The following is a 22,727-nucleotide window of genomic DNA, read 5'->3' on the forward strand; positions in this document are numbered from 1 at the left end:
GGTGGGGGAGCCAATGACACGGGGGGCCGGCCTCGGCGAGGACGCCGGAGAGGCCGTGTTCCCACCCGGCCTCACCGACGTCGACCTGCGGACACTGCGTGCCATGGACGATCCGGCGGTGCTCGCGGCGGTCGCCGGGGTGCTCGCCGACCCGGACGGGCTGCGCCGGGTCTGGTACACCACCGGCGGCGACGACGGGATCGCGCCGGCCGGACCCGGGCATGCGTTTTCGGCCGCTGTCGCACGGCAGTCCTTACGTGGCGAGGACACCGTGGCATGACCCCGGGAGCCGTCGGACCCGCGGGGGACGTACGGCCGGCCGCCCCGGCCGCCCCCGCCCCCGGTCCGGTCCCGCCCGGGATCCTCACCGCCCTGGCCCGCACCCGCCCGCTGCCCGCGGCCACCGCCGTCCTGAACGCCGCCCTGCACGCCCGGCGGATGCTGCTGCTGAAGTCCCTCCTGGTCCGGTTCGACGCCGTGCGCGGCGCCCTGCCCACGGCGGCCCGGCGGCGCTTCGAGGACGACTGGGCGCTGCTGGAGCGGGCCGAGCGGACCGACGCCCAGGCCGTGCGCGCGGTCCTCGACTATCCGGCCACCGGAGCCTGGCTGGCCGCGGCGCTGGCCACACCCGACGGCCCGGACTTCCAGGAGGCCCTCGCCGGCCTGGGCGCGGTGGCCGTGGCCGCCGCCCTGCGCGCCGGCTGCCGGTTCACCACCACCCGCCTGCTGCCGGCCGGTACCCTGCCGCTGCCCGGCATCGGGCTGCTCCGCTGCGCCGATGGCCGGGCCCGGCTGTCCGGCCGGGCCGGAGCCGTACGGATCACCGACAGCGCGGGCCGCACCCTGCTGCTGCCCGGCCCCTCCGCCGGCCCCGCCGCCCCGGCCGTCCCCGGCACCCGCCGGCCCGCCGACGGCGCCCTCGCCTGGTCGGCACTGCACACGCTGCCCGGCGGCACCGCCGTACTCGACGACGTGGACCCCCACCGGGTGCCCGCGGGCGGTATCGGACCGACGGCGCTGCCCGCGGCCGAGCGTCCCTTCTCCGACCCCGCCGCGTGGGCCGCCCGCTGGCGGGACGCGCACGCCCTGCTGGCCGCGACCCACCCCGCCCGCGCCGCCGAGACCACCGCGCTCGTCCGCGCCGTCGTCCCGCTCGTGCCGCCGGCGGACGGCGGACCACCGCTCAGCGCCACCGTGCGCACCGCGCCCGGCGCGGTCCTGGCCCAGCTGCCGGCGGACCGGCGAGAGCTGGCCGAGCTGCTGGTGCACGAGACGCACCACACCAAGCTGGCCGTGCTGGACGAACTGGTCCCGCTGTGGCGGCCCGGCGGCGGCCTGCACCGGGTCGGCTGGCGGCGGGACCCGCGCCCGGTCTCCGGCGTGCTCCAGGGCGCCTACGCGCACCTGGCGCTGCTGGACCTGTGGTGGCGGGCCCGCACCGGACCCGCATGGGTGTGGCGGCGGCGCGCCGCCGAGCGGTTCGAGACCTGCCGGGAGCAGGTCGCCGAAGCCTTGTCCGTGCTGGCCCGGTCGGATGAACTGACCCCGTACGGAAGGGAGTTCGTCCGGCACATGGGTCACCACCACGCGCACCTCGGGGTGACCGCCCGACCGTCCGGATGACGCTCCGTAGAGGGGTTATTGCGTTACGTTGTGCATGCGACTGCCCAGGAGGCCGGCAGCCGCGGCGGGAGCAGGGAGCGGCGATGGCGGAACAGCGGCGGCCGGGCGCGAACGGCGCGGTGACACCCGAGCATGTGCTCGTGGTCTTCCCGGGGTACTACCGCTCGTGGGCGGCGTGGATCGCGCAGTGCCTGGAACGGCACGGCCATCGGACCACACTGCAGCGCTGGGACCCGCCGCGCGAGGTGGCGCTGGAGGACTCGCTCGACGATCTGCTGCTGGCCAGCGGAAGGGTGCTGCTGGTCCTCAACGACTGGTTCTTCGAGCTGGGCCCGCGCCCGCCGGGCGAGTGGAACGACGCGCTGCGCGGCTTCGTCGCCGCACACGCCGACCGGTTCGCCGCGGTCAACCTCACCAACCGGCCGCTGCTGCCCGCGACGGCCGTCCTGGAACCGGCCAGCCTGTGGGCGCTGAGCGAGGAGGCCGCCGAGCAGCGGCTGCTGCGCCGGCTGGGCCTGGAGCCGCTCGCCCGCCCGCGCGCGCTGCCGGGCCGGATCCGCTTCCCGGACGAGCGCTGCGAGATCTGGGGCGAGGTGCCGCGCCGCAACCCGCGCTTCACCGGCCGCGACGACCTGCTGGGCGAACTGCACCAGCGGCTCGCCGACGCCGAGCGCGGGGCCGCCGCCTGCACGCTCGTCGGCATGTCCGGCATCGGCAAGACACAGCTGGCCGCCGAGTACGCCCACCGGTTCAGCACCGACTACGACCTGGTGTGGTGGGTCAACAGCGACGACCGCACCATCCAGCGCGACCGCCTCGGCGAACTCGCCGTCGAACTCGGCCTGCGCATCGGCAGCGAGCCCGGCGAACGCATCCGCGCGGTCCGAAACGCCCTGCGCCGCGGCGAGCCGTACGCGAACTGGCTGCTGGTCTTCGACGGCTGGGACGACATCGAGGCCGTGTCGACCCTGCTCCCGCAGGGCACCGGGCACGTCCTGATCACCTCCCGCAACCGCGGCTGGAGCGAGCACACCGACATGCTGGACATCCCCGCCTTCCTGCGCGCGGAGTCCACCGGCTACCTGATGCGCCGCGCCCCGCACATCAGCGCACACGAGGCCGACGAGGTGGCCGCCGAGTTCGGTGACGTGCCGCTGCCGCTGGTGCAGGCCGCCTCCTGGCTCGGCGAGTCCGGCATGGAGGTGGACGAGTACCTGCGGATGGTCCGCGAGCGGCGGCTGTCCACCGTGGACGAGCCCGTCACCGGCGAGGGCTTCCCGCAGTCCTCCCTCACCTCCTGGGCCATACTGCTCAACCGGCTGCGCCGCGCCCAGCCGCAGGCCATCGACGTGCTCGGCCTGTGCACCTCCTTCGCCCCCGGCCGCATCCCGCTCGGCCTCATCCGCGCCTACCCGCGCGCCGAGCTGCCCGAGGAACTGCGCTGGATGTCCACCGACCTGCCCGCCTGGACCCGGGCCCTGGACACCCTGGTGAACTACTCGGTGCTCACCCGCGAGACCCGCGGGCCGCTCGCCGCCGAGGCCGGCCCGCACCAGGAGTCGGTGCACATGCACCGGCTGGTGCACGACATCGTCTCCAAGCTGACCAGCGACACCAGCGGCGACCTGCACCGGCGGGCGGTGCGCACCCTGCTCGCCGAGGCCGACCCGGGCAACCCCGCCGACAGCCGCAACTGGCCGCGCTACGCCGAACTGCTGCCCCACCTGGGGCCCTCCGGCGCCCTGGAGAGCCGCCAGCCACGCGTGCAGGAGCTGGTCCTGAACTGTCTGCGCTACTGCACCCGCAGCGGCGAGTACAGCGGCGGCCTGGAACTCGCGCAGCAGGTGCGCGAGCAGTGGACCCGGTTCATGGACCCGATCGACCAGCCGATGCTCGACCTGGCCACCCAGGAGGGCAACATGCTGCGCAACAGCGGCCGGTTCCGCGAGCTGTACGAGCTGCACCGGGGCGTGCTCAAGCAGCTGCGGGCCGCGCCCCGGCGCAACGAGGTCGGCGAACTGCTCAGCAAGAGCGCCATCGCCTCCGGCCTGCGCTCCCTGGGCCGCTACCAGGAGGCGTACGACCTGCAGCGCGAGGTCCTCGACGGCAACGAGCGGCTCCTCGGCGCGGACGAGCCGCCCACCCTGGTCGCCCGGCACAACCTCGCCGTCACCCTGCGCATGCTGGGCCGGTACGCCGAGGCGCTCGACCTCGACCTGGAGACCCTGGCCCGCGGCGAGAGCGTGCTGCGCGCCCGGCACATCAACACCCTGCACTCCGGCAACGCGGTCACCCACAGCCTCCGGCTGCTCGGCCGCTACCGGGAGGCTCTGGCCCGGCAGGAACCGGTCGTGCGGCTCCATGTGCAGGTGCTCGGCCCACAGCACCCGCAGACCCTGGAAGCCCGCTCCCAGCTGGCCATGTGCCGGCGACGCGAGGGCGGGCACGGGCCGGACGTCGGCCCGGCCATGTCCAGCCTGCTGGACCAGCTGATCCAGCTGCACGGCCGTGAGCACTACCGCACCCTGGCGTTCCTCACCAACTACGGCAACTTCCTGCGCGAACACGGCGACCTCAGCCAGGCCCGCGACCTCATCGACGAGTCGGAGGCGGGCTACCGCTCGCTGCTCGGCCCCGCGCACCCGGTGGCCACCGGCATGCTCTCCAACACCGGGCTGGTGATGCAGGCCGCGGGCGAGCGGGCCGAGGCGCTGGCGATGTTCGAGTCCGCGCTCGCCGGTCTCACCGCGACGCTCGGCCCGGACCACCCCTGGGTGCTGGGCTGCGCCCTCAACGCGGCCGGCGCGCGGAACTTCAACGGCCGGATCGAGGACGCGGTGGAGCTGAGCCGGGACGCCCTGCGCCGGTCCCGGCACATGCTGGGGCACGAGCATCCGCTCACCCTGTCCTGCCAGGTGGCGCTCGCCGCGGACCTCAGGGCGGCGCACGAGCAGGAGGAGGCGGGCAAGCTGGAGGAGGACGCCCTGCTGTCCCTCACCCGCACCCTGGGCGCCCAGCACCCCCACACCCTCTCGGCCCGCCAACGGGTCCGTCCCTACTGGGACTTCGAGGCATACCTGGGCTAGGGCACCCCGAAGGGGCTGCCCTCAGGGGCGCGGGGAACTGCGCGACCAGCCCCCACGCACCCGCACCCGCGCACGCCGCCGAGCCACCCCACGGACAGCCGAAGGGCCCGGCACCGAGCGCAAACTCGGCACCGGGCCCTGCTGTTCGGCGAACCGCCGGAGGCCTACGCCTCGAAGACCTCACGCATCAGCTGCTCCTGCTCCGCCTGGTGACGCTTCGCGGAGCCCACCGCCGGGGACGAACCGTGCGGACGCGAGATGCGCCGCAGCCGCTCGCCGGCCGGGATGTCGGCGCCGACCGCCAGGTCCAGGTGGTCGATCAGGTTGAGCGCGATGAACGGCCAGGCACCCTGGTTCGCCGGCTCCTCCTGCGTCCACAGGTACTTCTCGGCGTTCGGGTACTTGTTGACCTCCGCCTGGAGCTCGTCACCCGGCAGCGGGTACAGACGCTCGATGCGGATGATCGCCGTGTCCGTGACACCGCGCTTCTGCCGCTCGGCCTCCAGGTCGTAGTAGACCTTGCCGGCGCAGAAGACGACCTTGCGGACCGCGGCCGGGTCGACCGTGCTGTCGCCGATGACCGGACGGAACTGCCCGCTCGTGAACTCCTCCGCCTTCGACGCCGCGGCCTTCAGGCGCAGCATCGACTTCGGGGTGAAGACGACCAGCGGCTTGTGGTGCGGGTTGTGCACCTGCCACCGCAGGAGGTGGAAGTAGTTCGACGGCGAGGTCGGCATCGCGACCGTCATGTTGTTCTGCGCGCACAGCTGGAGGAACCGCTCCGGGCGGGCCGAGGAGTGGTCCGGGCCCTGGCCCTCGTAGCCGTGCGGCAGCAGCAGGGTGACGCCGGAGGTCTGGCCCCACTTCTGCTCGGCCGAGGAGATGAACTCGTCCACGACCGTCTGGGCGCCGTTGACGAAGTCGCCGAACTGCGCCTCCCACATCACGAGCGCGTCCGGGCGGGCCAGCGAGTAGCCGTACTCGAAGCCCATCGCCGCGTACTCGGACAGCAGGGAGTTGTAGACGGTCAGCCGTGCCTGGTCCTCGGAGAGGTACTGCAGCGGGGTGTACTCCTCGCCGGTCTCCCGGTCGATCAGCACCGCGTGGCGCTGGCCGAAGGTGCCGCGCTGGGAGTCCTGGCCCGCCAGGCGGACCGGGGTGCCCTCCAGCAGCAGGGAGCCGACGGCGAGGGTCTCGCCCATGCCCCAGTCGATCGTGCCGTCCTCGACCATCGACGCACGGCGCTGCAGCTGCGGCTGCAGACGCGGGTGGACGGTGATGTGGTCGGGCACGTTGACCTGGGACTCGGCGATCCGCTTGACGACCTCGGCGGAGATCGCCGTCGGGACCGCGACCGGGAAGCCGTCCTGCGGGGCCTGGGCGTCACCGGCGGCCGGCTGCGAGGTGGCCTCGCGGACCTCGGTGAAGACCTTCTCCAGCTGGCCCTGGTAGTCCTGCAGGGCCTGCTCGGCCTCTTCCAGGGTGATGTCGCCGCGACCGATCAGGGACTCGGTGTAGAGCTTGCGCACCGAGCGCTTCTTGTCGATCAGGTCGTACATCAGCGGCTGGGTGAAGGCCGGGTTGTCCGACTCGTTGTGACCGCGGCGGCGGTAGCAGATGAGGTCGATCACCACGTCCTTGTTGAACGCCTGGCGGAACTCGAAGGCGAGCCGCGCGACGCGCACGACGGCCTCGGGGTCGTCGCCGTTCACATGGAAGATCGGGGCCTCGATCATGCGGGCCACGTCCGTCGCGTACATGGAGGAACGCGAGGACTCGGGGGCCGCGGTGAAGCCGACCTGGTTGTTGATGACGATGTGGACCGTGCCGCCGGTGCGGTAGCCGCGCAGCTGCGACATGTTCAGGGTCTCGGCCACCACGCCCTGGCCCGCGAAGGCCGCGTCGCCGTGGATCGCCACCGGCAGGACGGTGAAGTCCGTGCCGCCCTTGTTGATGATGTCCTGCTTGGCGCGGGCGACGCCCTCCAGGACCGGGTCGACCGCCTCCAGGTGGGAGGGGTTGGCGACCAGCGAGACCTTGATCTGCTCGCCGTCCAGGCCGGTGAAGGTGCCCTCGGCGCCCAGGTGGTACTTCACGTCGCCGGAGCCGTGCATCGACTTCGGGTCGAGGTTGCCCTCGAACTCGCGGAAGATCTGCGCGTACGACTTGCCGACGATGTTGGCGAGGACGTTCAGGCGGCCGCGGTGGGCCATGCCGATGACGACCTCGTCCAGGCGGGACTCGGCCGCGGAGTCGATCACCGCGTCGAGCAGCGGGATGACGGACTCGCCGCCCTCCAGCGAGAACCGCTTCTGACCGACGTACTTGGTCTGCAGGAAGGTCTCGAAGGCCTCCGCCGCGTTCAGCCGGCGCAGGATGCGCAGCTGCTCCTCGCGCTCCGGCTTGGAGTGCGGGCGCTCCACGCGGTCCTGGATCCACTTGCGCTGCTTGGGGTCCTGGATGTGCATGAACTCGATGCCGGTGGTGCGGCAGTACGAGTCGCGCAGCACGCCGAGGATGTCGCGCAGCTTCATCATCGACTTGCCGGCGAAGCCGCCGACGGCGAACTCGCGCTCCAGGTCCCACAGGGTGAGGCCGTGCTCGACGATGTCCAGGTCGGGGTGCTTGCGCTGGCGGTACTCCAGCGGGTCGGTGTCGGCCATGACGTGGCCGCGGACCCGGTAGGAGTGGATCAGCTCGAAGACGCGGGCGGCCTTGGTGACGTCGTCGTCGTGGCTGGCGTCGATGTCCCGGAGCCAGCGGACCGGCTCGTAGGGGATGCGCAGGGCCTCGAAGATGTCGTCGTAGAAGCCGTTCTCGCCCAGCAGCAGGTTCGCGACCTGGCGCAGGAACTCGCCGGAGGCGGCGCCCTGGATGACCCGGTGGTCGTAGGTCGACGTGAGCGTCATGACCTTGGAGACGCCGAGCTTGTTCAGGGTGTCCTGGCTGGTGCCCTGGAACTCCGCCGGGTAGTCCATGGAGCCGACGCCCATGATCACGGACTGGCCGGGCATCAGACGCGGCACGGAGTGGACGGTGCCGAGGCCGCCGGGGTTGGTCAGGGAGACCGTCACGCCGGTGAAGTCGTCCATCGTCAGCTTGTTGTCGCGGGCGCGACGGACGATGTCCTCGTAGGCCTGCCAGAACTCGAAGAAGTTCAGCGTCTCGGCCTTCTTGATGGCGGCCACGACGAGCTGGCGGTCACCGTTCGGCTTGACCAGGTCGATGGCCAGGCCGAGGTTGACGTGCGGCGGCTTGACGAGGGTCGGCTTGCCGTCCTTCTCGCCGAACGAGTGGTTCATCGACGGCATGGCCTTGATGGCCTGCACCATCGCGAAGCCGATCAGGTGCGTGAAGGAGATCTTCCCGCCCCGGGCGCGCTTCAGGTGGTTGTTGATGACGATCCGGTTGTCGAACAGCAGCTTCACCGGGACCGCGCGGACCGAGGTGGCGGTCGGCAGCTCCAGCGAGGCGTTCATGTTCTTCGCGACGGCCGCGGACGGACCACGCAGCGTCACGTACTCGGGACCCTCGGGGGCCTCCTTGGCGGGGGCGGCCTTCGCCTGGGCCTGAGCGGGCGCCTGTGCGGGCGTCGCCGGCTTGGCCGGGGCGGGGGCGGCCTTCGCCGCGGAAGCGGGGGCCGGAGCCGGCGCGGGAGCCGCGGCGGGCTTCGGGGCCGCGGGAGCCGGGGCGGCGGCCTGGGGGGCCGGGGCCGCGGGCTTGGCCTGCGGAGCCGCGGTGGTGGTCTCTGCGGCCCCCGCGGCCGCAGTACCCGCCGGAGCCGGGGTGGCAGGAGCACCTGGCTTGTAATCGGCGAAGAAGTCCCACCAGGCGCGGTCTACCGAATTCGGGTCCTGGAGGTACTGCTGATAGATCTCGTCGACGAGCCACTCGTTCGGACCGAACGCGGCAGCGGGGTTCTTCCCGGCTTGGTCGTCGGTGGAGATGCTCGAGTTACTGGGGGACTGTGGCGACACGGCGGCAACCGCCCTCTTCCGCTTCACAAGGTGATGGACAGCGGGAATAAAGGCTACGCCTCCAAGACCGTGAAGGTCAGGTCGGGCCCGTTCATCGTCGCGTAAGTCACATCAGAAATCTTGTTTCAGGGCTTGATATGGCGGGAAACAAGCGTGGTTCCGCGCGTGAGAGGGTGCGTCGGCCCGGGCCCGGCGCGTCCTCGTCCGAGGTGGCGCGCGGGCCTGCCCTGATCACACGTGTCCAGCTGCGCGGAACGGCAGCGACCGTCGTGGATCTTGTGCTTCCGGATCGGACTTTACGTCAACTTGGGACTGAAGTCAGTCCCGGGAGGGTGACGATGATCCGGCAGCCCCGCTCGGATTCGGCCACACCGATCCGGCCGCCGTGCAGATCCACCGCCCATCGGGCGATGGCCAGGCCCAGCCCGGTGCCGCCGTCGCTGCCGGGGCCGTGCGGCCGGGTCACCGCCCCCCGGTTGAACCGCTCGAACACCCGGTGCCACTCCGACCGGGGAATGCCGGGGCCCTCGTCCAGGACCTCCAGCTCCAGCGACTCCGGCTGCGGCCCGCGCCGCGCCCTCAGCGTCACCCGGCCGTGCGGCGGGCTGTGCTTGACCGCGTTGTCGATCAGGTTGGCGACGACCTGGTGGATGCGCTCGGGGTCCGCGTGCGCGGTCAGCTCCGGCGGCGAGACGTCGAGGTGCAGATGGACGTCCGTGCGGGTGTGGCTGCCCGAGCCGGAGGCGATGCCCGCGCGCGCCGAGGCGACCATGTTGGCCTCCTTGAGCACGCCCGAGAGGTACGGCCACACCTCGAACCGGCGCATCTTCAGCGGCACGACGCCGTTGTCCAGGCGGGACAGGTCCAGCAGGGTCTCCACCAGGCGGCCCAGCCGCTCGGTCTGCTTCAGGGCCGTCCGCATCGTCTCCTGGTCGGGCTCGGTGACCCCGTCGACGATGTTCTCCAGCACCGCGCGCAGTCCCGCGATCGGGGTGCGCAGCTCGTGCGAGACGTTCGCCACCAGCTCCTTGCGCTGGTTGTCCTGCGCCTCCAGCTCGTCCGCCATGACGTTGATCGTCTGGGCCAGGTCGCCCAGCTCGTCCCGGCGGTTCTCCTTCACCCGGCGCGTGTAGTCGCCCTGCGAGATCGACCGGGCCACCGTGTTCATCTCGTCCAGCGGCATGGTGAGCGAATGGGCCACGAACTGCGTGATCAACAGTGTGGCGATCATCGAGAAGACCGTGATGAAGCGGAGCTCCGTCTTGGTGTGCACCGCGACGATCGACAGGCCGGTGGTGATCAGCACCGCGACGACGACCAGCACACCGAGCTTGGTCTTGATCGAGAACGGGCGTACGCCGCCCCAGGGTTCCTCGCCGAGGGTCCCGGGGCTCCTCCGTGCGGCCTGGCGCCCGCCGCCGCTCATGGAGTGGGTGTCTCCAGCGCGTAGCCCACACCGTGGACGGTGCGGATCCGCTCGGCGCCGATCTTCCGGCGCAGCGCCTTGATGTGGCTGTCGACCGTGCGGGTGCCGGAGGCGTCCGCCCAGTCCCACACCTCCGCCAGCAGCTGCTCCCGGGAGAGCACCGCGCGCGGGGTGTTCGCCAGGCACACCAGCAGGTCGAACTCGGTCGGCGTCAGGTGGACGTCCTCGGACTTGACCCGCACCCGGCGCTGCGCGTGGTCGATCTCCAGCTCGCCGAGGCGCAGGATGCCGGACCGGGGCGTCGCGGCGGCGACGGCCGCCCGCTCCACCCGGCGCAGCAGCACGTGCACGCGTGCCGCCAGCTCCCGCATCGAGAACGGCTTGGTCATGTAGTCGTCGGCGCCGACACCGAGCCCGACCAGCATGTCGGTCTCGTCGTCGCGCGCGGTGAGCATCAGCACCGGCACCGGGCGCTGGGCCTGCACACGGCGGCAGACCTCCAGCCCGTCGAAGCCGGGCAGCATGATGTCGAGGATCAGCAGATCGGGCTGCCATGCCTCGGCCGTGTCGACCGCGGCCGGACCGTCGGCCGCGGTTTGCACCAGAAATCCCTCGGCGCGGAGCCGGGCCGCGATGGCGTCGACGATCGTGGGGTCGTCCTCGACGACCAGCACCCGGCGCTGTGCGCCGGGGGTGGTCGTCGTCGCGCCGCTCTGGGAGGTGTGTGTCTGCTCCATCGCCCGCCCCTGTTGTTGCTTTCCGGAATCCGTGGGGTGATCCCATGTCTGCGTTTGACGCTTGAATGATCCGCGTCAGGGCAGCACATTACGGGGACTCACCGCGCTGTCGCTATCCAGGTCGGACGCCGAGGTGGACGACGTCGGGAACGCCCCGGGCAACGGGGACCTCTTCGGTACGCACCTGTCGGAACCCGGCATTCCACAAGGTTCCTTCAAAATCCGGAGAGGGTTGCGCCGACCACACCGCGAGCACCCCGCCGGGCCTCAACACCCGCGCGCAGGCAGCGAGTCCGGCCGGTGCGTAGAGGCTGTCGTTGTCCGCCGTGACGGTCCAGCCGGGCCCGTTGTCGATGTCGAGGCACAGGGCGTCGAACGTGTCCGATGTCTCATTGACGTAAGCCACGAGATCCGCTTCCACGATCGCGGTGCGCGGATCGGCGAGCGCGCCGGCCGACACCTCGGCCAGCGGTCCGTCCCGGTGCCACCCGATGACGGCCGGCTCCCGTTCCACCACGGTGATCCGTCCCCACCGGGGATCGGCCGCGGCGTGCGCCAGCGAGAACCCCACGCCCAGCCCGCCGATCAGCAGCTCCGGCGCCGCGCGCCCGTCCAGCGTGTCCCGGGCGGCGTCGACCAGCAGTCTCTCCGAGCGCCCGTCGGAGGTGTCCATCAGGAAACACCCGTTGGCGATGATCTGCAGCAGCACTCCGTGCCTGCGAAGCACCACCTCGCCGTACGGGCCGTCGCGTCGGTCCAGGACCACGGGGGTGTCGTACGCGGCAGTCATGGACCCATCCTGCTTGAACACGGCCTGGCGTTCACGGGAATTACGCATGACACCCACGGACGAGTGGCCCGGGCCCGGGGCCGGACGCGGGTGAGGGGCGAGAGGTTGCTGTGAATCCGCTCTCGCGTGGCGTCGGTCATAGACAGCGGCACGCCGAACACGAAGGGTGGGGCGCGACGGAAGGAGCGCCTCACCGTGGAACGGATCACGCCGGGCCCTGCGACGGACGCGTCCCCGCCCGCGCCGGGCACGCACCTTCCGGACGGTCCGGACGGCACGGACACCGTGCCGGCGCCGGTGTTCGCCGGCCTGCTGGACGGCATGCCACGCCAGCGCGGCGGCACGGCACCCGCCCCCGCACCGGCCGAGAGCCCGTCCGCACGGGCCGCCGGTCCTTCCGCACCGCTCGACGTGAGCCCGTCCGCACCGGCCGCGACGCGTCCGTCCGCGCCGGGCCCGCGGCCCTGGCGGCTGCACCCCACTCCGGCCGCAACCCCGTTCACCTTCGCCTACGCGGCCGTCCTGGCCGTCACCTCCCTGTTCGCGTCCCTGGCCGACCCCGGCCTGATGCACACGCTCTACCAGGGGTCCAGCACGGACGTCGTCCACCTGGTGAGCGCTCCCGTGCCGGTGCTGCTGGGGAGCGCGCTCTGGATCGCGGGCGGGGTCCTCTCGCCGTACGCCGTGACGTTCCTGCTGGTGCTCACCGCGCTGGAGCGGCGGATAGGCGGAGCGCGGGCCGCCTGTGTCTTCCTGGCCGGCCATGTCCTCGCCACCCTCGCCACCGAGATCCCGGTGGGCCTGGCGGTCCTGTTCGGCCACCTGCCGGCGACCTCGCTGCACCGCCTCGACTACGGCATCAGCTTCGGCGTCGCCACCAGCGTCGGCGCGCTGGCGGGCCTGCTCCGCCCCTGGCTGCGCTGGCCCGTGCTGGTGCTGATGGGCGGGGCGCTGCTGAACGACCTCTTCGCCTTCCAGGACCCGATGACCAACTGGGGCCACCTCATCGCCCTGGGCCTCGGTATCGCCGGCTGGCCCCTGGTACGGCGCTGGCGGCGGCCGGCCTGAGAGCCGCGCGGCCGTGTCCGGCGCGGCTCAGCCGCCCGGCGTGACGAGACACGGCGCGGCCACCCGCGGTGAACGCGCCCCCGGCTCGTCCCTCTTGGACCCACGTGATCGCTCACAGCGAACACCCGTCGGGGAACAATCGGCGCAGCCAGAACATTGAGTCGGCATAGCTCAAGTTGACTGCCTAAGGGGAGATCATGGCTGCTGAGTCCACGGCGTTCACGCTCGTCCTGCCCGTGCTGCCGCTCGACGACGAGGTCGTGCTGCCCGGCATGGTGGTTCCGCTGGACCTGAGCGACGCCGAGGTGCGGGCCGCGGTGGAGGCCGCACAGGCCGCCGCCCGGTCGGCGCCCGGTAAGCCCAAGGTGCTGCTGGTGCCGCGGATCGACGGCACGTACGCCAGGACCGGCGTCCTCGGTACGGTCGAGCAGGTCGGCCGGCTGGCCGACGGCGACCCCGGCGCCCTGGTCCGCGGCCGCAGCCGGGTGCGCATCGGCGCCGGCACCACCGGCCCGGGCGCCGCGCTCTGGGTCGAGGGCGCCCGCGTCGAGGAGGACGTGCCGGAGCCGCTGCCGGGCCAGGTCACCGAACTGGTCAAGGAGTACAAGGCGCTCGCCACCACCTGGCTGAAGAAGCGCGGCGCCTGGCAGGTCGTGGACCGCGTCCAGGCCATCGACGACGTCTCCGCACTCGCCGACAACTCCGGCTACTCACCGTTCCTGACCACCGAGCAGAAGGTCGAACTGCTGGAGACCGCCGACCCGGTGGCCCGCCTGAAGCTCGCCACCCAGGCGCTGCGCGACCACCTCGCGGAGCAGGACGTGGCCGAGACCATCGCCAAGGACGTCCAGGAGGGTGTCGACAAGCAGCAGCGCGAGTTCCTGCTGCGCCGTCAGCTGGAGGCCGTCCGCAAGGAGTTGCGCGAACTGAACGGCGAGCGGGACGGCGAGGAGTCCGACGACTACCGCGCCCGCGTGGAGGCCGCCGACCTGCCCGAGAAGGTCCGCGAGGCCGCTCTCAAGGAGGTCGACAAGCTGGAGCGGTCCTCCGACCAGTCGCCCGAGGGCTCCTGGATCCGCACCTGGCTGGACACCGTCCTGGAGATGCCGTGGAACGAGCGGACGGACGACAGCGCTTCCGCGCACGACATCCAGGGCGCCAGGGCCGTCCTCGACGCCGAGCACGCCGGCCTGGACGACGTGAAGGAGCGCATCACCGAGTACCTGGCGGTGCGCAAGCGGCGCAGCGCCCGGGGGCTGGGCGTCATCGGCGGCCGGCGCGGCGGCGCGGTGCTCGCGCTCGTCGGACCGCCCGGTGTCGGCAAGACCAGCCTCGGCGAGTCCGTCGCGCACGCCATGGGCCGCAAGTTCGTCCGGGTCGCCCTCGGCGGCGTCCGGGACGAGGCCGAGATCCGCGGCCACCGGCGTACGTACGTCGGTGCCCTGCCCGGCCGGATCGTGCGCGCGATCAAGGAGGCCGGGTCCATGAACCCGGTCGTCCTCCTCGACGAGATCGACAAGGTGGGCTCCGACTTCCGCGGCGACCCGGCCGCGGCGCTGCTGGAGGTCCTGGACCCGGCACAGAACCACACCTTCCGGGACCACTACCTGGAGGTCGAACTCGACCTGTCGGACGTGGTCTTCCTCGCCACCGCCAACGTCCTGGAGGCCATCCCGGAGGCGCTCGCCGACCGCATGGAGATCGTCCGCCTGGACGGCTACACCGAGGACGAGAAGGTCGTGATCGCCCGCGACCACCTGCTGCCGCGCCAGCTGGAGCGGGCCGGTCTCGACACGGACGAGGTCACCCTCGCGGAGGACGCGCTGCGCAAGCTGGCCGGCGAGTACACCCGTGAGGCGGGCGTGCGGACCCTGGAGCGGTCCATCGCGCGGCTGCTGCGCAAGGTCGCCGCCCAGCACGAACTCGGGGAGCGGAAGCTGCCGTTCACCGTCCGGGACGAGGATCTGCGCGGTCTGATCGGCCGCCCGCACCACGTGCCCGAGTCCGCCCAGGACCCGGCCGAGCGCCGTACGGCCGTGCCCGGGGTGGCGACCGGACTCGCGGTCACCGGCGCCGGCGGTGACGTGCTCTTCGTGGAGGCGTCCCTGGCCGACCCGGAGACGGGCGCGGCGGGTCTGACCCTCACCGGCCAGCTCGGAGACGTGATGAAGGAGTCGGCGCAGATCGCGCTGAGCTTCCTGCGCAGCCACGGCGCCGAACTGGAACTGCCGGTGGCCGACCTGAAGGACCGGGGCGTGCACATCCACTTCCCGGCCGGCGCGGTGCCGAAGGACGGCCCGAGCGCGGGCATCACGATGACCACGGCCCTCGCCTCGCTGCTCTCCGGCCGCCTGGTCCGCACGGACGTCGCCATGACCGGCGAGGTCTCGCTGACCGGCCGGGTGCTGCCCATCGGCGGCGTGAAGCAGAAGCTGCTCGCCGCCCACCGCGCCGGGGTGACCACCGTGATCATCCCCAAGCGCAACGAGCCCGACCTGGACGACGTCCCGGCCGAGGTGCTGGACAAGCTCGACGTCCACGCCGTGACCGACGTCCGCCAGGTCCTGGAACTGGCGCTCGCACCCGCCGCGAGCGGTGCGACGCCGGAGGTCCCCGTGGCGGCGTGACGGACGCCGCGGGACGCGTGAGGGCCCGGGCCCCGAGAGGGAGCTCCGGGCCTTCGCCGTGCGGCGGCGCGCCACGGGGGCTTCGCCGGCCCCGGGCTCTTCGTCGTGCGGCTGCGGCTTCCTCGTCGTGGCGCTACAGCCTCTTCGTCGTGCGGCTGCGGCACGACGGGCCTTCGCGGCGGCCGCGGGACGCCCCGCGTGCGCCTGCGGGGGCCTTCTCCCTGAGCCCACGGCCGGGCAGCTCGGTAGAATTCAGGCGTGAGTTGGCCCCCCGAGAGCCCCTCCGGCCTGATCGGGGCCGAGATCGCGGGCTACCGGGTGGAGCGCGAACTCGGCCGCGGCGGCATGGCCGTCGTCTACTGCGCGAAGGACCTGCGCCTCGGCCGGACGGTCGCCCTCAAGCTGCTCGCCCCCGAGTACACGCGCAACGACGCCTTCCGCCGCCGTTTCGCCCAGGAGTCCCGGGTGGCCGCCGCCATCGACCACCCCCACATCGTGCCCGTCTTCGAGGCCGGCGAGGCCGACGGGATCCTGTACATCGCCATGCGCTTCGTCTCCGGCCTCGACCTGCGCGCCCTGCTCGACCGCGAGGGCCCGCTCCCGGTGCCGGCCGCGCTGCGCATCGCCGCCCAGCTCGCCTCCGCGCTCGACGCCGCCCACGCGCGCGGTCTGGTGCACCGGGACGTCAAACCCGGCAACGTGCTGGTCGCCAAGGGGATCGACAGCGACCACCCCGAGCACGTCTACCTCGCCGACTTCGGGCTGGCGAAGAAGTCCCTGTCGCTCACCGGGTTCACGTCGGCGGGCGAGTTCGTCGGCACGCTGGACTACGTGGCGCCCGAGCGGATCACCGGGCGCCCGGTGGACGGCAGGTCCGACCAGTACAGCCTCGCCTGCGTGGTCCACGAGACCCTCGCCGGCGCTCCGCCGTTCCGGTGCGCGGACCACCTGGAGCTGCTCTGGGCCCACCAGTACGCCCCGCCGCCCGCGCTGAGCGCGGAACGGCCGGGGATCCCGGGCGAGGCCGACGAGGCCCTGCGCCGGGCGCTGGCGAAGGTCGCCGACGACCGTTACGACACGTGCCTGGACTTCGTGGGGGCGCTGCGTGACGCCGTCGCCGCGGTCGGCCTGCGCCGCCGCACCTCGACGCTGGTCGACATGCGGGTGCGGGCCGGCCGCGCGGAGCCGGGCCCGGACCGGGACGCCGGCCGGTCCGAGGTGCCCGAGCCGCCGGCCTGGGCCGGGCCCGTCCTGCGCTCGCCCCGGTAGCGGGCGCGCACACCGGCCGCGCGGCGCTTTTAACCCGGCTTCACCGGAGCCGTCAAGTCCCGACATCTCGGAACGTGCCCCGTGCCCCGCTGACTGGGCTTACTGGATGTGCGGCCCCACCGGACAGGAAATGAGGCCGCGGGGTACGGCGGAAAGAATTCCGCTCTACCTGGTGCTTCGGGTCACCGGAGTGCTTCCAGTCCCCATTCAGGAAACAGGAGCAAGGCAATGAACCGTATCTTCAAGACTTCCGAGAACCGTCCCAAGCGCCGGGGTCTCTTCCTCGCGACAGCGGCCGCGTCCGCCGCGATCGCCGGCGGAATCCTCGTTCCGGCCGCCTCCGCGGTGGCGGCCCCCGCCGCACCGATCGCACACGTCACCGGCAACCACACGTCACACGAGAAGTTCCACGGAAAGTCCCATCACAAGTGCCATCACGATTGCCACAAGGGCGGCAATACCCAGGGTGGTACTCAGGGTGGCGGTAATGGGAACACCCAGGGTGGTACTCAGGGTGGCGGTAATGGGAACACCCAGGGTGGTACTCAGGGTGGCGGCAACGGGAACACCCAGGGTGGTACTCAGGGTGGCGGCAACGGGAATACCCAGGGTGGTACTCAGGGCGGCGGCAACGGGAATACCCAGGGTGGTACTCAGGGCGGCGGTAATGGGAACACCCAGGGTGGTACTCAGGGTGGCGGTAATGGGAACACCCAGGGTGGTACTCAGGGTGGCGGCAACGGGAACACCCAGGGCGGTACCCAGGGCTGATCGATGAAGGAGCGCGGTGCCCCGTGGAGGATTCCTCCGCGGGGCACCGGCACGTCAGCGCGCGGTCAGCGACTGCTCCGCCCACACCGTCTTGCCGATCCGGTCGTGCCGGGTGCCCCACCGCTCGGCGAGCTGCGCCACCAGCAGCAGACCCCGGCCGCCCTCGTCGAAGATCCGGGCCCGGCGCATGTGCGGAGTGGTGCCGCTGGAGTCGTAGACCTCGCAGGTCAGCGTGGTGCCCTGGTGGATCAGCCGGAGCCGGATGGGCGGGCGGCCGTAGCGGATGGCGTTGGTGACCAGCTCGCTGACCATCAGCTCGGTGGTGAACGCGGCGTCGTCCAGGCCCCACGCGGCCAGCTGCTCGTCGGCGAACCGGCGGGCCAGAGCCACCACGGTGAACTCGCTGTCCAGCTCCCAGCAGGCGACCCGGTCCTCGTGCAGCGCCCGGGTACGGGCCACCAGCAGGGCGATGTCGTCGTCGGGACGGTGACTGAGCAGCTCGGTGAGGACCCGGTCGCACACCGAGTCCAGCGACTTCGCGGGACGGCCGAGCGCGGCGAACATCTTGTCCAGCGCCTCGTCGATGTCGTGGTCGCGGGCCTCGAACAGCCCGTCCGTGTACAGCGCGAGCAACGTGCCCTCGGGCAGCTCCGTCTCGACCGCCTCGAAGGGCAGCCCGCCCAGACCCAGCGGCGGCCCCGCCGGCACGTCGAGGAAGCGGACGAGCCCGTCCGGGGTCACCACGGCGGGCGGCGGATGCCCGGCCCGGGCCACCGTGCACCGGCGCGAGACCGGGTCGTAGACGGCGTACAGGCAGGTCGTGCCGATGCCGCCGGCCGTCTCGGCGGCCGGGTCCGCGCTGCCCTCGTCGGCGGCCAGCCGCAGCACCAGGTCGTCCAGGTGGGTGAGGAGCTCGTCGGCGGGCAGATCGACGTCGGCCAGCGTGCGCACCGCCGTACGCAGCCGGCCCATGGTGGCCGAGGCACGGATGCCGTGGCCCACCACGTCCCCCACGACGAGCGCCACCCGCGCACCCGACAGCGGGATCACGTCGAACCAGTCGCCGCCCACGCCGGCCCGGCTCGCGGCCGGCAGATAGCGCGTCGCGATCTCCATGGCCGCCTGGTCGGGCAGCGTGTGCGGGAGCAGGCTCCGCTGCAGGGCCATGGTGGTGGTACGGGCCAGGGCGTGGGCCCGGGCCTGCTCGATGCCGGCGGCCGCCTTGGCGGTGAACTCCTCCGCGAGCCGCAGGTCCTCCGGCCCGAACGGTTCCCGCTCCGGCTGCCGGCCGAACAGGGCCACACCGAGCGTGCTGCCCTCGGCGAGCAGCGGCACCGTCAGCAGGGAGCGCGCCCCGGACGCGCGCAGCCACGCGGCGCCCGGGTCCAGGGCCGCCCACTCGGCGACGGCCGGGTCCGCGGTGTCGTACAGCAGGGGGCGCCCCACCGCCAGGCACCGGGCGGGCGGCGAGCCGGCCGGGCACACGATGACCTCGCCGACGCCGACGCCGACGCCGACGCCGACGCCGACGCCGACGCCGACGCCGACGCCGACGCCGACGCCGGTGCCGGAGGCGGGACCGTCGCCGTCCGGGACCGCGCGCAGGGCGGCCCGGCGCAGCACGACCCGGCCCGGCGGCGGTCCGGAGGCCTGTGTGCCCATGTGCGGGGAGTCCAGCAGATCGACCGCCATGACGTCGGCCAGCCGGGGGACCGTGACCTGGCCGAGTTCCTGGGCGGCGCGGGCCTGGTCCGCCGCCGTCCCGACGCGCGAGCCGGTCTCGCGCGAGGAGCCCGGCCGGCCGGAGTCCTGGGCCGGCTGCGGCACGGACAGGCAGACGGCCCGCACCCTGCCGTCGGCGTCCTTCAGCGGGGTGAGGACGGTGGGGCGGCCGAGCTCCGGGCCGAGCCGGCCCCGCACCTCCTGCGGCCGGCCGGACTCCAGCGCCCGCCGCATCGACCGGGCGGCCTCCTCGCTCCCGGCCCCCGGCACGATGTGGCCGAGGCGCAGCCCGCGCATCGCCGCCTCCGGCAGGGCGAGGGCGTGTTCGAGCCTGCGGTTGGCCCGCACCAGGCGCAGGTCCGCGTCGAAGATGGCCAGCGGAAAGGGGGACTGGAGGAAGGTCCACTCCTCCAGGGGTTCGCCCCGCGGCGGCTGCGCCCGGACCGTCACGGCGCTCACCACCAGCCAGTCGGCGGTTCCGGTGGCCGGGGCCCGGCGGTGGGCGAGCACGCCCAGTTCCACGCACCGCCCGTCCTGGTGGCGCAGCGGCACGGCGCCGTTCCAGCGGTTCCGGCCGGTCAGCGCCCGCCGGACCACGGTGACGTCGGCCGCGAGCAGCGCGGCGGCGGGCCGTCCGACGACGGCCGAGGAGTCGTAGCCGAGCAGTCGCCGCGCGCCGTCGCTCCAGCCGGTCAGGATGCCCCGCTCATCGATGGTGGCCGTGGCCGTGTACGTCGACTGTCGCTCCATCGCCGCTCATCTCGCCCTTGCTCGGCAGGCTCTCCTGACCAGCATGATCCCGGGCGGCGCGGAGCACCAACGCAGGGACGGCCCGGGAAACCGGGCCGTCGCGGCGTGGTCGCCGGCCCCCGGCCGGCCGTCACCTCAGCCGTTGGCCAGGGCCTGCACCCGGTCCAGGGCTCCGTTGAACTTGTCGTGGTCGCCGACGGTCGGGCCGGAGGAGGTGTACTGCCACATCGTGTGGAACGACCACCCGGCCGGCAGCGTCCCCGGCGAGGAGTCGTAGCGGGCGATCCACAGCGGGTCGTTCGCCGCGAAGCCCCCGTAGTTGCCGGTGCACTGGGTCCACCAGCTGGTGGCCGTGTAGATCACGGGGTACCGGCCGGTGCGGGCCTTGTAGGTGTTGATGAAGTCGGCGATCCAGCCGACCATCTGGCTCGCGGTCCTGCCGTAGCAGGCGGCGCCGTACGGGTTCCACTCGATGTCGAGGGCGCCCGGCAGGGTCTTGCCGTCCCGGGACCAGCCGCCGCCGTGGTCGACGAAGTAGTTGGCCTGGGTGGCGCCGCTGGTGGTGTCCGGGGTGGCGAAGTGGTACGAGCCGCGGATCATGCCCACGTTGTAGGAGCCGTTGTACTGCTGGGCGAAGTACGGGTTCGTGTAGTACGTGCCTTCCGTGGCCTTCGTGTACGCCCAGCGCACCCCGCTGCCCCACAGGGTCGACCAGGCGACGTTGCCCTGGTGGCCGGAGACGTCCACCCCTTCGGTCTGTGTGACGTCACCCGTATTGGGGGTGCCGTCCCGGCCGTCGTGGGCGAGGACGCCCATGCCCATGAAGGCGGAACCACGGCTGGGGGTGGTCGCGGCCCGGGCGGAGGTGAGGGACAGCGCGAGGGAGAGCGCCGCGAGCAGGGCCGTGACGAGGACGGCGAGGGGGCGCGGGCGGAAGGAACGGGGAGAGCCGGGTCTGAGCACGGTCATGGCGTGCCTCCGGGGAGTGGGGTGGGGGGAGTGCTCTGGGGAGGTGCTGTGGGGGATCGTGGCGCTGACCGCCGGCCCACTGGCGTGGGCATGCCACTACTGGCGTGGTAAAGAAGCTACGCACGTAGATGACGGCGTGGAAGGGGGTCCGGACGACGCCGTTGGTCTACGCCTGCGAAATACTTACGGAGCTGCGGCAATGACGACGTTTGACAGAAACTTTCAGTACGGCGAAACCGATCAGGGGTGCTGACGTGCACGAGGACGAGAACGGCGGCGCACACCACGCCACCGCCCAGGTGACGCCCAGTGGTGCAGACCAGGAATTCCTGGCACTGGAGCGCGAGTTGACCGTGCTGCTCCGGCGCGCCCGGGCCAACCAGGGCGAGATGGCCCGCGAGGTCCACCCCGACCTGGAGTCCTCCGCCTACGGCCTGCTCATCCGGCTGGACGAGCAGGGCGGCCAGCGGGCCACCGAACTCGCCGGCTACATCGGCGTCGGCAAGGCCACCATGTCGCGCCAGCTGCGCGCCCTGGAGGAGCTCGGCCTGATCGCCCGCGAACCCGACCCGGCCGACGGCCGTGCCTGGCTCGTCACCCTCACCGAGGAGGGCAGCCGCCGCGTCGGCACCGTCCGGGAGGCCCGCCGCGCCCGCTACGTCCGCCAGCTGTCCCACTGGGACCGCAGCGAGGTCTCCGAACTGGCCCGGCTGCTCCACGAGCTGAACGGCGTCATGGCGAAATAGCGGTCACAGCTCCACGTACACCACCGTCGCGTCGTCGTGCGTCTTGCTCCGCCCCAGGAACGCCCGCTGCTCCCGGTCCGCCGTCTCCAGCTCCCGCACCCGCTCGACCAGCGACCGGGCGCCCTCCTTGGCGACCAGGTCGAACAGGGCCGTCCAGTCGCCCTCACGGAACTTCTCCGTCCAGCGGGTCGCGCCGTCGGTCAGCGCGGCCAGCGCCCGGACCCCGTGCCGGGGCAGGGAGCCGGTGACCGCCCGGCCGGCCACGGCGGGGTCGGCGGCGGCCGTGAAGAAGCCGCCCTCCTTGTTGCGCAGGTTCGCGTCCACGAGGGCGTCGGTGGCGAGCGCGGAGCGGGGGAGCCGGTCGAGCCGGTCGTCCAGCACGGCGGTGACGGTCCCGCCCGGCCCCCGCAGCAGCAGCGCGGAGTCGGACAGCACCAGGTACTCGAACCTGGTCGCGTCCCAGCGGGTCAGGACCACGGTCGCCTGGGGAGTTCGCGGGTGAGAAAGGTCACAGGTCTCCGTATGGGCGCCGGCGGTGCGGCCGATCGCCCGCGAAAGAATCTCCGAGAGCGTCAGATCTCGCCCGGAAACGGTCAGTTCGGTCAGCGCGCCGCCCAGCCGTGCGGTGAACCAGGGGACGGAATGCAGGCAGCCCGTCCCGCCGTCGGGCGGAGTCACCCCGTCCAGGACGATCGCGCAACCTCCCTGTCCGGAGGCGGGTAGTCCGACACCGGCGAAGTCCTCGTTGGGGCGGGACGCGTCGCCGGGTTCCGAGACGAGATCTGTGCGCATCCGGCCAGTCTGCACGAGCCCTTCACAGCGTGCGCCAAAGGCTGGCAACGGCACCGTGAATTCTCACGACCCCGCAGGTCAGGCGCCTGGTTTGGGCAAGAATGGGGCACTCCGGGAAGGCGTGGTGGCGAATACTGTCAAAGCCTGCCGCGCGCGTCCAACCGGCCCGCCGCAGGGGGGCCGCGCACACGCCGGAGGAACTTGCCCGTCAACTCCCCTCCGATGTTCACTCCTTCGGGTGGCGGGTCAGGTGATGCGCGACCACTGCCCACCGGCGCTGGGAGGGTCGGGAACCATACGAAACGGGTGCACGCACCACTTGGCACCGAATTGACGGGGTGCCACCCGGGCCCCTGAGTAGACGAGTTCAGGAA

General features: G+C 72.5%; 15 protein-coding genes. 8 read left to right on the top strand and 7 right to left on the bottom strand.

The genetic code is table 11. The features are described 5' to 3' along the window. Positions 1–13 precede the first annotated feature (13 nt). The 3 genes from FHS34_RS23550 to fxsT all read left to right on the top strand — a co-directional run bounded on the left by FHS34_RS23550 (position 14) and on the right by fxsT (position 4,709). Positions 14–280, top strand: a complete 267-nt coding sequence (locus FHS34_RS23550) for a hypothetical protein (RefSeq protein WP_221509318.1) — start codon at positions 14–16, stop codon at positions 278–280. Next, positions 277–1,623 carry an aKG-HExxH-type peptide beta-hydroxylase gene (locus tag FHS34_RS23555; protein ID WP_184968610.1) on the top strand — a complete coding sequence of 449 codons (1,347 nt, stop codon included), beginning with the start codon at positions 277–279 and terminating at the stop codon, positions 1,621–1,623. Before FHS34_RS23550 ends, FHS34_RS23555 begins: the two co-directional genes overlap by 4 nt. 83 nt (positions 1,624–1,706) lie before the next feature. Beyond that, positions 1,707–4,709 (top strand): FxSxx-COOH system tetratricopeptide repeat protein, encoded by a 3,003-nt coding sequence (gene fxsT / locus FHS34_RS23560; RefSeq protein WP_184968612.1) that lies wholly within the window; start codon positions 1,707–1,709, stop codon positions 4,707–4,709. Positions 4,710–4,873: 164 nt separating this feature from the next. Here the strand turns inward: fxsT and FHS34_RS23565 are convergent, their stop codons facing one another. The 4 genes from FHS34_RS23565 to FHS34_RS23580 form a co-directional block, all read right to left on the bottom strand. Next, positions 4,874–8,686, bottom strand: coding sequence for a multifunctional oxoglutarate decarboxylase/oxoglutarate dehydrogenase thiamine pyrophosphate-binding subunit/dihydrolipoyllysine-residue succinyltransferase subunit (locus FHS34_RS23565; protein ID WP_184968614.1), 3,813 nt, complete (start codon positions 8,684–8,686; stop codon positions 4,874–4,876). Between the two features lie 301 nt (positions 8,687–8,987). Continuing rightward, positions 8,988–10,112, bottom strand: a complete 1,125-nt coding sequence (locus tag FHS34_RS23570; RefSeq protein ID WP_184968616.1) for a HAMP domain-containing sensor histidine kinase — start codon at positions 10,110–10,112, stop codon at positions 8,988–8,990. After that, positions 10,109–10,849, bottom strand: a complete 741-nt coding sequence (locus FHS34_RS23575) for a response regulator transcription factor (protein WP_184968618.1) — start codon at positions 10,847–10,849, stop codon at positions 10,109–10,111. Before FHS34_RS23575 ends, FHS34_RS23570 begins: the two co-directional genes overlap by 4 nt. A gap of 112 nt (positions 10,850–10,961) precedes the next feature. Then, on the bottom strand, positions 10,962–11,639 hold the full coding sequence (locus FHS34_RS23580; RefSeq protein ID WP_184968620.1) for a spermidine synthase family protein: 678 nt from the start codon (positions 11,637–11,639) through the stop codon (positions 10,962–10,964). A 195-nt stretch (positions 11,640–11,834) separates the two neighbouring features. On the opposite strand from FHS34_RS23580, the gene FHS34_RS41995 reads away from it, so the two are divergent. The 4 genes from FHS34_RS41995 to FHS34_RS23600 all read left to right on the top strand — a co-directional run bounded on the left by FHS34_RS41995 (position 11,835) and on the right by FHS34_RS23600 (position 17,374). Then, positions 11,835–12,707, top strand: a complete 873-nt coding sequence (locus FHS34_RS41995) for a rhomboid-like protein (protein ID WP_225817572.1) — start codon at positions 11,835–11,837, stop codon at positions 12,705–12,707. A gap of 197 nt (positions 12,708–12,904) precedes the next feature. Then, positions 12,905–15,334, top strand: coding sequence for an endopeptidase La (gene lon / locus FHS34_RS23590; RefSeq protein WP_184968623.1), 2,430 nt, complete (start codon positions 12,905–12,907; stop codon positions 15,332–15,334). Between the two features lie 258 nt (positions 15,335–15,592). Beyond that, the gene (locus FHS34_RS23595; RefSeq protein WP_225817573.1) at positions 15,593–16,603 is read left to right on the top strand and encodes a serine/threonine-protein kinase; all 1,011 of its coding nucleotides are present in this window, start codon (positions 15,593–15,595) and stop codon (positions 16,601–16,603) included. Between the two features lie 228 nt (positions 16,604–16,831). After that, entirely contained in the window at positions 16,832–17,374 is a 543-nt protein-coding gene (locus FHS34_RS23600) for a hypothetical protein (protein ID WP_184968627.1), read from the top strand. A 54-nt stretch (positions 17,375–17,428) separates the two neighbouring features. Here the strand turns inward: FHS34_RS23600 and FHS34_RS23605 are convergent, their stop codons facing one another. Continuing rightward, positions 17,429–19,846, bottom strand: a complete 2,418-nt coding sequence (locus tag FHS34_RS23605) for a SpoIIE family protein phosphatase (RefSeq protein ID WP_184968630.1) — start codon at positions 19,844–19,846, stop codon at positions 17,429–17,431. Between the two features lie 135 nt (positions 19,847–19,981). After that, positions 19,982–20,815 carry a lysozyme gene (locus tag FHS34_RS23610; protein ID WP_184968632.1) on the bottom strand — a complete coding sequence of 278 codons (834 nt, stop codon included), beginning with the start codon at positions 20,813–20,815 and terminating at the stop codon, positions 19,982–19,984. A gap of 254 nt (positions 20,816–21,069) precedes the next feature. Here FHS34_RS23610 and FHS34_RS23615 point away from each other — a divergent pair, with 254 nt between their 5' ends. Then, the gene (locus FHS34_RS23615; protein ID WP_184968633.1) at positions 21,070–21,561 is read left to right on the top strand and encodes a MarR family winged helix-turn-helix transcriptional regulator; all 492 of its coding nucleotides are present in this window, start codon (positions 21,070–21,072) and stop codon (positions 21,559–21,561) included. A 3-nt stretch (positions 21,562–21,564) separates the two neighbouring features. Here the strand turns inward: FHS34_RS23615 and FHS34_RS23620 are convergent, their stop codons facing one another. Then, positions 21,565–22,353 (bottom strand): protein phosphatase 2C domain-containing protein, encoded by a 789-nt coding sequence (locus FHS34_RS23620; protein WP_184968635.1) that lies wholly within the window; start codon positions 22,351–22,353, stop codon positions 21,565–21,567. Positions 22,354–22,727: the final 374 nt, after the last annotated feature.

Origin of the sequence: Streptomyces echinatus, from assembly GCF_014203595.1 — a bacterium.
GTDB classification, from domain to species: Bacteria; Actinomycetota; Actinomycetes; order Streptomycetales; family Streptomycetaceae; genus Streptomyces; species Streptomyces echinatus.

Coding starts and splice junctions, on each gene's coding strand:
- FHS34_RS23550 (WP_221509318.1), top strand. CDS start 14: ATGACACGGGGGGCCGGCCTCGGCGAGGACGCCGGAGAGGCCGTGTTC.
- FHS34_RS23610 (WP_184968632.1), bottom strand. CDS start 20,815: ATGACCGTGCTCAGACCCGGCTCTCCCCGTTCCTTCCGCCCGCGCCCC.
- lon (WP_184968623.1), top strand. CDS start 12,905: ATGGCTGCTGAGTCCACGGCGTTCACGCTCGTCCTGCCCGTGCTGCCG.
- FHS34_RS23605 (WP_184968630.1), bottom strand. CDS start 19,846: ATGGAGCGACAGTCGACGTACACGGCCACGGCCACCATCGATGAGCGG.
- FHS34_RS23570 (WP_184968616.1), bottom strand. CDS start 10,112: ATGAGCGGCGGCGGGCGCCAGGCCGCACGGAGGAGCCCCGGGACCCTC.
- FHS34_RS23600 (WP_184968627.1), top strand. CDS start 16,832: ATGAACCGTATCTTCAAGACTTCCGAGAACCGTCCCAAGCGCCGGGGT.
- fxsT (WP_184968612.1), top strand. CDS start 1,707: ATGGCGGAACAGCGGCGGCCGGGCGCGAACGGCGCGGTGACACCCGAG.
- FHS34_RS23575 (WP_184968618.1), bottom strand. CDS start 10,849: ATGGAGCAGACACACACCTCCCAGAGCGGCGCGACGACGACCACCCCC.
- FHS34_RS23555 (WP_184968610.1), top strand. CDS start 277: ATGACCCCGGGAGCCGTCGGACCCGCGGGGGACGTACGGCCGGCCGCC.
- FHS34_RS23580 (WP_184968620.1), bottom strand. CDS start 11,639: ATGACTGCCGCGTACGACACCCCCGTGGTCCTGGACCGACGCGACGGC.
- FHS34_RS23620 (WP_184968635.1), bottom strand. CDS start 22,353: ATGCGCACAGATCTCGTCTCGGAACCCGGCGACGCGTCCCGCCCCAAC.